The organism is Rhodobacter sp. P1_C2, from assembly GCF_056406375.1.
This window is the reverse complement of the sequence record NZ_JBFUAG010000035.1, coordinates 1-1,809: the sequence shown is the minus strand read 5'-3', so window position 1 is coordinate 1,809 and position 1,809 is coordinate 1. Positions and strand designations below refer to the sequence as shown.

Sequence of the window (1,809 nt, the reverse complement as noted above, 5' to 3'; positions counted from 1 at the left end):
GATCTACAAGCGCCTGGAGCAGGGCGGCTTTGCCTGGCCCAAGGTCGGCGACGGGGTCATGCGGCTGTCGCGGGTGCAGTTCGAGGCGCTGTTTGCCGGGCTCGACTGGCGCCGGATCCATGCGCCGCGACCTACCATTCCGCCTGCGACAGAATGACTCGGATCACCTTGGAAACATGGGCTTTTGTGGGGTGATGCCGTATGAACGGGCATGTCATCATCCGCCGCCCAACCCCTTGATCTGGATGCTCTTCCGCCTGCCGTGCGAGAGGCGTTTCTGGCCATGCAGGCCAAGGTCGCGGGGCTTGAGGCCCATACCGAGCGTCAGGATTACCTGATCGCCGAACTGCGCCATGCTCTCTATGGCAAGCGGTCCGAGCAGTTGGATCCCGACGCCCGTCAGTTGGCTTTCGAAGACCTGGAGACGGCTGTCGCCGAGGCCGAAGCCGCCAGTGATGCGCTGCATGCCCGCAACGCCGATGGCACCCAAAGACGACCAGCGGCCAAACGCAACCTCGGGCATCTGCCAGACCATCTGCCACGCATCGAACAGGTGATCGAGCCTGCGCACAAGGTCTGCCCCTGCGGCTGCATCGATATGGTGAAGATCGGCGAAGACCGTGCCGAACGGCTGGACATCATCCCGGCCCGTTTCCAGGTGATCGTGACGGTTCGCCCACGTTATGCCTGCCGCCGCTGTGATGCCGGGGTTTGCCAAGCCGACGCCCCTCACTGGCTGATCGAAGGTGGGCTGCCGACTGAAGGCACGCTCGCCCATGTGGCAGTCTCCAAATATGCCGATCACTTGCCATTATACCGCCAAAGCCAGATCTACGGGCGCGGCGGCATCAATCTCGACCGATCAACCCTCGCGAGCTGGTGTGGCACGTCTGCCTATCATTTGGCTCCCGTCGTTGACCGGATGCTGGTTCATCTCAAACGATCCGGCCGCCTCTTCATGGATGAGACCCGTGCCCCGGTGCTTGACCCCGGGGCAGGCAAAACCAAGACCGGCTACCTTTGGGCATTGACCCGGGATGATCGAGGCTGGGGCGGAGATGATCCACCTGCGGTCGTGTTCACCTATGCGCCCGGGCGCCATGGCAGCCATGCGATGGACATTTTGACCGGCTTTGAGGGCATTCTGCAGGTCGATGGGTATACCGGATATGATGCCCTGGCAGAACCCAGGCGTGTCGGCGGCAAACCTTTGACGCTGGCCTATTGCTGGGCCCACGCGCGGCGCAAACTGCACGACATCTACCAGAAGGACGGCTCCGAAATCGCCGCCGAGGGCCTGCGTCGCATCGCGGAAATATACAAGATCGAGGCCAAGATCCGGGGGAGTAGTCCCTATGAGCGCCTCGCTGTCCGCCAGAAGCAATCCGACCTGTTGGTCGCCGACTTCCGCCTCTGGCTGACCAAGCAACGCAGCAGAATCTCTGCCAAATCCCGCCTCGGCGAGAAGCTTGCATACATCCACCGGCACTGGGATGGTCTGCAAATCTTCCTGACCGATGGACGGGTCGAGATGGACACCAACCCGGTCGAAAACACGATCCGACCCATAACCCTCAATCGCAAAAACGCGCTGTTCGCGGGCCATGATGAGGGCGGCCACACCTGGGCACGCATGGCCTCGCTTATTGAAACCTGCAAGCTGAACGCTGTCGACCCTTACGCCTACCTGCGTGCAACCCTGACAGCTATCGCCAACCGCTACCCGGCGTCCCGCATCGACGACCTCATGCCCTGGGCATTCCAAAAGCAGTCAAGCTGAAACCCATACGGGTGTCAGCCACCGCTTAC

General features: G+C 61.9%; 2 protein-coding genes. Both read left to right on the top strand.

The features are described from left to right. Window position 1 precedes the first annotated feature (1 nt). A complete protein-coding gene (gene tnpB / locus AC1DZT_RS25290; RefSeq protein ID WP_478009412.1) occupies window positions 2–157 on the top strand; it encodes an IS66 family insertion sequence element accessory protein TnpB in 156 nt (51 codons plus the stop codon). 54 nt (window positions 158–211) lie between these two features. Then, a complete protein-coding gene (gene tnpC, locus AC1DZT_RS25285) occupies window positions 212–1,780 on the top strand; it encodes an IS66 family transposase (RefSeq protein ID WP_478002999.1) in 1,569 nt (522 codons plus the stop codon). Window positions 1,781–1,809: the final 29 nt, after the last annotated feature.